Annotated in this window: 7 protein-coding genes and 5 tRNA genes; 6 read left to right on the top strand and 6 right to left on the bottom strand. The window is 72.0% G+C overall.

The window, feature by feature from the left end:
• Positions 1–383: 383 nt before the first annotated feature.
• Entirely contained in the window at positions 384–1,340 is a 957-nt protein-coding gene (locus tag ACIGXX_RS30515) for an aminoglycoside phosphotransferase family protein (protein WP_399980386.1), read from the top strand.
• A gap of 69 nt (positions 1,341–1,409) precedes the next feature.
• Positions 1,410–1,742, top strand: a complete 333-nt coding sequence (locus ACIGXX_RS30510) for a zf-TFIIB domain-containing protein (RefSeq protein ID WP_351164869.1) — start codon at positions 1,410–1,412, stop codon at positions 1,740–1,742.
• 54 nt (positions 1,743–1,796) lie between these two features.
• Here ACIGXX_RS30510 and ACIGXX_RS30505 read toward each other — a convergent pair.
• The 5 genes from ACIGXX_RS30505 to ACIGXX_RS30485 all read right to left on the bottom strand — a co-directional run bounded on the left by ACIGXX_RS30505 (position 1,797) and on the right by ACIGXX_RS30485 (position 2,286).
• A tRNA-Val gene (locus tag ACIGXX_RS30505) sits at positions 1,797–1,871 on the bottom strand.
• A gap of 29 nt (positions 1,872–1,900) precedes the next feature.
• A tRNA-Val gene (locus ACIGXX_RS30500) sits at positions 1,901–1,972 on the bottom strand.
• 55 nt (positions 1,973–2,027) lie between these two features.
• Positions 2,028–2,099, bottom strand: a tRNA-Val gene (locus ACIGXX_RS30495).
• Position 2,100: 1 nt separating this feature from the next.
• Positions 2,101–2,174 (bottom strand) — tRNA-Cys (locus tag ACIGXX_RS30490).
• A 39-nt stretch (positions 2,175–2,213) separates the two neighbouring features.
• Positions 2,214–2,286, bottom strand: a tRNA-Gly gene (locus tag ACIGXX_RS30485).
• 163 nt (positions 2,287–2,449) lie between these two features.
• Here ACIGXX_RS30485 and ACIGXX_RS30480 point away from each other — a divergent pair.
• From ACIGXX_RS30480 to ACIGXX_RS30470, 3 genes are all read left to right on the top strand, one after another.
• Positions 2,450–3,520 carry a chorismate-binding protein gene (locus ACIGXX_RS30480; protein ID WP_399980641.1) on the top strand — a complete coding sequence of 357 codons (1,071 nt, stop codon included), beginning with the start codon at positions 2,450–2,452 and terminating at the stop codon, positions 3,518–3,520.
• The gene (locus ACIGXX_RS30475) at positions 3,517–4,338 is read left to right on the top strand and encodes an aminotransferase class IV (RefSeq protein WP_399980383.1); all 822 of its coding nucleotides are present in this window, start codon (positions 3,517–3,519) and stop codon (positions 4,336–4,338) included. Before ACIGXX_RS30480 ends, ACIGXX_RS30475 begins: the two co-directional genes overlap by 4 nt.
• A 74-nt stretch (positions 4,339–4,412) precedes the next feature.
• On the top strand, positions 4,413–5,237 hold the full coding sequence (locus ACIGXX_RS30470) for a GNAT family N-acetyltransferase (protein WP_351164866.1): 825 nt from the start codon (positions 4,413–4,415) through the stop codon (positions 5,235–5,237).
• 29 nt (positions 5,238–5,266) lie between these two features.
• Here ACIGXX_RS30470 and ACIGXX_RS30465 read toward each other — a convergent pair whose 3' ends face one another.
• Positions 5,267–5,803, bottom strand: coding sequence for a DsbA family protein (locus ACIGXX_RS30465; RefSeq protein WP_351164865.1), 537 nt, complete (start codon positions 5,801–5,803; stop codon positions 5,267–5,269).
• Positions 5,804–5,992: 189 nt separating this feature from the next.
• On the opposite strand from ACIGXX_RS30465, the gene ACIGXX_RS30460 reads away from it, so the two are divergent.
• Positions 5,993–6,436 carry a hypothetical protein gene (locus ACIGXX_RS30460; protein WP_351164863.1) on the top strand — a complete coding sequence of 148 codons (444 nt, stop codon included), beginning with the start codon at positions 5,993–5,995 and terminating at the stop codon, positions 6,434–6,436.
• Positions 6,437–6,665: the final 229 nt, after the last annotated feature.

Below are 6,665 nucleotides of genomic sequence, written 5' to 3'. Positions count from 1 at the left end.
AGTTCGTCGTCAAGCGCGGGATGGGCGGAGATTTTCCCCGGCCGTCGCGTCTGTCCTGAGCGGCGGGTGGGCTGAGGGCCGGTCTTCCATCGAGTTCGCCCTGAGTAGCGGGTGGACTGGGGGCCGGTCCGTCACCGAGGTCGTCCTCGGCGCCGGGTGGGCTGGGGGCCGGTCCTCCACCGGGTTCGCCCTCAGCAGGGGACGGGCTGGGGGTTGGTCCGTCACCGAGGCCGTTCTCGGCGGCGGGTGGGCTGAGGGCCGGTCCTCCACCGGGTTCGCCCTCAGCAGGGGACGGGCTGGGGGTCGGTCCGTCACCGAGGCCGTTCTCGGCGGCGGGTGGGCTGGGGACTGGGCCGCGTACGCTCGCGGGCAGTGCCGATTCCATGTACGTCAGGGGACCCGTGACCGCTCTGCTGCCCGCGTTGACTGCCAAGGTTCGCCGCGCGGCCCACCGCACCCCGGGGCCCTGTGCCTGCGCCTCCGAAGCCGTCCTGGCCGACCGGGACGACGCCACGGTCGTCCGGCACGGCGACACCGTGGCCAAGGCCCACGCCCCGGGCACGGACCCCACCGAACTCGCGGCCCGCCTGAAGGTCGCCGCCGCCCTCACCGGCACCCTGCTGCCTCCGCTCGGCGAGGCCGCGGTCCCGCTCCACGGCCGGCTGGTCACCTTCTGGCAGGCCGGTACTCCGGTGGACCGCGACGACCCCGACGCCGCCCCCTGGGAAGCCGCCGCCACCCTCCTGGCCCGCCTGCACGCCACACCCCCGGCCGAGCTCCCGCAGCCGCTCCCGGACATGCGCGGCCCCGCGAAGGCCGCCCGGGCGATGACGCGGATGCGGGCCGCGGGAGCGCACCCCGCGGCCGCCCCCGTCGAGCGCGCCTGGGCCACGCTCCCCGCCTGGGCCCGAGCCGAGGCCCCGGCCCCGCTCCCGGGGCTCCTGTGCCACGGCGACCTGCACCTGGGCCAGCTGGTCCGCACCCCCGAAGGGCGCTGGCTGCTCATCGACGTCGACGACCTGGGCCTCGGCGACCCGGCCTGGGACCTGGCCCGCCCCGCGGCCTGGTACGCCTGCGGCCTCCTCGCCCCGGACGAGTGGACCCGCTTCCTCGGCGCCTACCGCGCGGCACGCGGACCGGCGGTCCCCGCCGACGGCACGGACCCCTGGCCAGCCCTCGACGTACCGGCCCGCGCCCTCACCGCACAGACCGCCGCCCTGGCGATCGCCAAGTCCGTCAAGGAGAACCGGCCCCTCGACGAGATCGAGCAGGCGGTGGTCGACGCCTGTGACCGAATGGCCGTCCTCCCGCCGGAGTTGGCGCCCACCGTCACGAAGTAGGGTGCAACCCACCGAAGCCGGGCAGAGATCCGGCTAAGCAGTCACGACCGGCGAGGAGTTGAGCCGACCATGCAGTGTCCCAAGTGCCGTGCACCGATGCACACGTACAACCGCAATGGCGTCCAGATCGAGCAGTGCAGCGGTTGCCGCGGGATATTCCTCGACTACGGCGAGCTCGAGTCCCTGAGCCGACTCGAGAATCAGTGGGGCGGCCAGCAGGGCCCGCCCCCGCCGCCCGCCCCGCAGGCGTACCCGGCGGCCCCCGCCCCCCAGGCCTACCCGGCCGCTCCCGCCCCGGCGTGGGGCGCTCCCCAGCACGGCGGCCACCACGGCGGCCACGGCGGGCACTACGGCCACAACAAGCGCCACAAGAGCTTCGGGCACATGCTCTTCTCCTCCTGACCGGAGGAACGACGAAGCCCCCGGCCGTGGGAACGGCCGGGGGCTTCGTACGGATGGTGCGCGATACTGGGATTGAACCAGTGACCTCTTCCGTGTCAGGGAAGCGCTCTCCCGCTGAGCTAATCGCGCGGGTCAACCTGCGTGTGCTGCGTACTGCGTGCGCGATACTGGGATTGAACCAGTGACCTCTTCCGTGTCAGGGAAGCGCTCTCCCGCTGAGCTAATCGCGCGGGGATCCTTGCGGACCGGACCTTCAGTTGTGCTTGTGCTACGTGCTGTGCTGCGTGCGCGATACTGGGATTGAACCAGTGACCTCTTCCGTGTCAGGGAAGCGCTCTCCCGCTGAGCTAATCGCGCTTGGAGGTGGAGACGGGATTTGAACCCGTGTAGACGGCTTTGCAGGCCGTTGCCTCGCCTCTCGGCCACTCCACCAGGAGGGCGGGGGTTCGGGAAGATCCCCCACATCCTGCGAGCGGACGACCAGGTTCGAACTGGCGACCTCAACCTTGGCAAGGTTGCGCTCTACCAACTGAGCTACGTCCGCTTGTCTTTCCCGGCCCGCTTGCGCGTCCCGGCGACGTGTTGAACTCTAGCGGATTCCTGGGCCAGTACAAAAACGCGTTTGCGCAGCGTGCTGCGCTGTCACCGGCCCGGGGCGCCACCAGGACACCGGTCATAGACTCGCAGACGTGCACAGCGCCCCTCAGATGTCCTCCCGGCCGCCCTCCGGGGCCTCCCTCCCCATGGCGCGCTTCGGCGGCCTGCTCGCGACCGGCCTCAGGGACGTGACCAGCGATCCCTCGGCGCTGGACTCCCGGGGATTCTGGGCGGTGTCCGCGAGTTTCGAGGGCGAACTGGTCTGCGCCCGCTTCGACGACGTACGCGAGGAACCGGTGCCCGCTCCGGTGCCTGGCGCGTGGCGGGGACCCGCCGCCGGTGACTGGACGTCGTCGCTCGACCGCGCCGCGTACGTGGACGGCGTACGAAGGGTGCGCGAACACATCGCGGCCGGCGACGTCTATCAGGCGAACCTCTGCCGCGTGCTGTCCGCGCCGGTTCCCGACGGCGTGGACCGTGCGGACATCGACGCCCTGACCGCACTCCTCGCGCGCGGCAACCCCGCTCCGTACGCCGGGACGATCCGGCTGCCCGAGCACGGCATCGAGATAGCGACGGCGTCCCCCGAGCTGTTCCTGCGCCGCGAGGGACGCGTCGTCGAGTCGGGGCCGATCAAGGGCACCGGCCGCACCGAGGCCGATCTGCTGGAGAAGGACCACGCCGAGAACGTCATGATCGTGGATCTCGTCCGCAACGACCTCGGGCAGATATGCGAGACGGGCTCCGTGACCGTCCCCGAGCTCTGCGTGACCGAGAAGCACCCCGGGCTCGTCCACCTCGTCTCCACCGTCCGCGGCGAGCTGCGCCCCGACGCCGGCTGGCCCGAACTCTTCGCCGCCGCCTTCCCGCCCGGTTCCGTCACCGGCGCCCCCAAGTCCAGCGCCCTGCGCATCATCGATGCCCTGGAGACCGCGCCCCGCGGCCCGTACTGCGGCGGCATCGGCTGGGTCGACGCCGACCGGGGCGCCGGCGAACTGGCCGTCGGCATCCGCACCTTCTGGATCGACCGCGCGCAGGGAGTGCTGCGCTTCGGCACCGGCGCGGGGATCACCTGGGGCTCGGACCCCGAGGGGGAGTGGCGGGAGACCGAGCTGAAGGCGGAACGGCTGCTGGCGGTAGCGTCGGGGGCGTACGAAGTGAGTGGAGGGACCTCTCAGTGAAGATCTGGCTCAACGGCAGCCTGCAGGACCTCGAGACCGCCCGTGTCTCCGTGCTCGACCACGGACTGACCGTCGGCGACGGAATCTTCGAGACGGTGAAGTCGGTCGCGGGGCGGCCCTTCGCGCTGACCCGGCACCTGGACCGGCTCGCCCGTTCGGCGCGCGGCCTCGGCCTGCCCGAGCCGGACCTCGACGAGGTGCGCACGGCCTGCGCCGCCGTCCTCGACGCCAACCCGATGCCGCTGGGGCGCCTGCGCATCACGTACACCGGCGGCCTCTCGCCGCTCGGCTCGGACCGCGGTGACCAGGGGCCGACGCTGGTGGTCGCCCTCGGCGAGACCGAAAGGCGCCCCGACACGACCGCCGTGATCACGGTGCCGTGGACCCGCAACGAACGCGGCGCCCTGACCGGCCTGAAGACCACCTCGTACGCCGAGAACGTCGTCGCCCTGGCGCGCGCCCGTGAACAGGGCGCCTCGGAGGCGCTGTTCGCCAACACGGTGGGGCAGCTGTGCGAGGGCACGGGATCGAACGTCTTCGTGGTGCTCGACGGCGAGATCCACACGCCGCCGGTCGCCTCCGGGTGTCTGGCGGGCATCACGCGCGCGTTGGCCGTCGACTGGACGAACGCGCGCGAGACCGATCTGCCGCTGGACGTCCTGGACCGCGCCGACGAGGTGTTCCTGACCTCGACGCTCCGTGACGTGCAGGCCGTGCACCGGATCGACGAGCGTGAACTGTCCGGCGCACCGGGTCCGGTGACCGCCAAGGCGATGCGGATCTTCGACGAGCGGGCGGCGGACGACCTCGATCCGTGACCGGTGGGGCACGAGGGCGCAAACGCACGTATTCCTGATGACGCACGAGCCGCTGGGCGGGTAGAACACCACTGATGACCACGACCCTGCGGCCGACCGGGCCGCTCCAGCAGAGCGCTGACGGCGCCAAGTCACGCACGTACGAAGTGTGTGTGAACAGCCGTCCTGTGGGCGGGATAGAACTCGCCACGCACCCCGTCTTCGGACCGGGCGTCGCCGAGATGCGCGACCTGAGCATCAAGGAGACCGACCGAAGGCGCGGCCGTGCCACCGTCGCCGTGCTCGCCGCCGAGGAGGTGGCGCGCGGCTGGGGCTGCAAGCGGATCGAGGTGGCCGTGCCCGCCGAGGCCGCGGCGGCCCACCGCCTCGCCGTGTCCCTCGGCTACCAGGAGCGCAACCGCCAGATGGCCAAGCCCCTGACCGCCGAGCCGCCCGCGCTGCCCGCGGGCGTCGAGGGGCGGGAGATGACCGAGGACGAGTACGAGGTGTGGCTGGCCCGCGAGAAGGAGGACTACGCGCAGACCTGGATCGAGCGCGGGGTCCCGGAGGCCGAGGCGCGCGCCAAGTCCGACGCCGACCACGCCGACCACCTGCCCCAGGGCCTCGCCACCCCCGGCACCAGCCTCTGCGTGCTCACGCACGAAGGCACGAAGGTCGGCACCCTCTGGCTCGCGCTGCGGGACGGCGACGCGTTCGTCTTCGACGTCGAGGTCGACGAGGAGTACCGCGGACGCGGCCACGGCCGCTCCCTGATGCTGCTCGCGGAGACCCAGGCCCGGGCGGTGGGCCTGCGCCGCATCGGCCTCAACGTCTTCGCGGGCAACACCCCGGCCCTGCGTCTGTACGAGTCGCTGGGCTACGAATCGGTCATGTACTACGTCTACAAGCAGCTGCTCTAGGCGAGCTCCAGGGGAGCTTTGGGCGAGCTCTAGGCGTCGTGCTGACCGGAGGCCGCGAGCAGGAGGTCCGTGATCTCCTCGACGCGTTCGAGGAGGCCGTCCTGGCTCTTCCCGCCGTCGAGGCGCTCGCCCCCGATGACGTACGTCGGTGTGCCGGTGACGCCGATCGCCTTGCCCTCGGCCTGGTCGGCGTCGACGATCAGGATGTGCCGGCCGTCGACGAGCGCGGTGTCGAACTCCTCCGCGTCCAGCCCCAGTTCGCGCGCGATCTCGACCAGGAGGGGTTCTCCCTTGCGGGTCAGGTCCTCGACCCGGCCGAGCACGGCCTCGACGTACGGCCAGCCCTGTCCCTGCTCGAAGGCCTCCTCGGCGGCCTGGGCGGCGGCGAAGGCGTACTTGTGCTTTTCGAGGGGGAAGTGCCGCAGGCGCAGGTCGACGCGGTCGCCGTAGCGGGCACGCAGCGCGCGTACGTCGTCGAGGGCGGTCCGGCAGTCCGGGCACTGCAGCTCGCACCAGATGTCGATGACGAGGGGGCCGGTGGGGGCGGCGGGGGCAGAGTCGCTCATGCGCCCCAGTCTTCCAGCCCCGCGCGCGCCTCCCAACCGGGGCCCGGGGCGGCGACCGGAACCTGCGGAGGAGGCGTGACCCTGATATGTCCCTGAAGTCCGCTCCGGGCGTGGCTTGTGGGGGCCCACCCGGTGCAGGATGGAAGGGCGACAGTGTCAGCGTCTACGCCCGCACGCCTGGAGGATCGGATGATTGCCGAGACCGTCTGTTCCGCCGTATCCGCGGCCGGCCTCGGCATCGCCGCGATCACGGCCTACCGCAAGCGTTTCCTCGCGGCGACGCGCCTCGCCGCCTACTCCCTGGTGCCGGTCGGCCTGGTGATGACCGGCGTCGTCGGATGGCTTGCCGACACCGCCTTCAGCATGAAGGCCTGGGCGGGCTTCGGGGTCCTGGGCGTCGCCTGGCTGCTCTTCATGATCACTCGCGCCGTGGAGCGCCGCTCCGGCGGCACCCGCAAGGAGCGCAAGGCCGCGAAGGCGGCCCAGCGCGATGCCGTGGCCCCCGCGGCGTCCGCGCCCTCCCTGGGCCAGGGAGCGCGCCCGGCCGCCCAGCCGGTTGCCCAGCCGAAGGCGGCGGCGCCCAAGGAGGACTTCAGTGACATCGAGGCCATCCTGAAGAAGCACGGCATCTGAACGAAGCACGGCATCTGACGGGAGCGGCCCCGCCCGCCGCCCCGCACGCCGCCCCCTTCGTCAACAAGCGTCCGCGTTCGAAGGGCCTGGGACTCCCTCGTTCGTGTGGACGGCGGTGCGGTCGGGCCTGATGAGGTGCGTCGCTGGTGAGCCGTGGACGCAGCGTGCGCGGCGCTGGACTTTCGCAGGTCACGGAAGGCGGTGAACTCCCGCGCTTCCCGGGCGTGTT

Source organism: Streptomyces sp. NPDC055243, from assembly GCF_044544025.1.
In the GTDB taxonomy this organism is placed as follows: Bacteria; Actinomycetota; Actinomycetes; order Streptomycetales; family Streptomycetaceae; genus Streptomyces.
The sequence above is the reverse complement of the archived record's forward strand: the minus strand, read 5'-3'. Positions and strand labels throughout refer to the sequence as shown.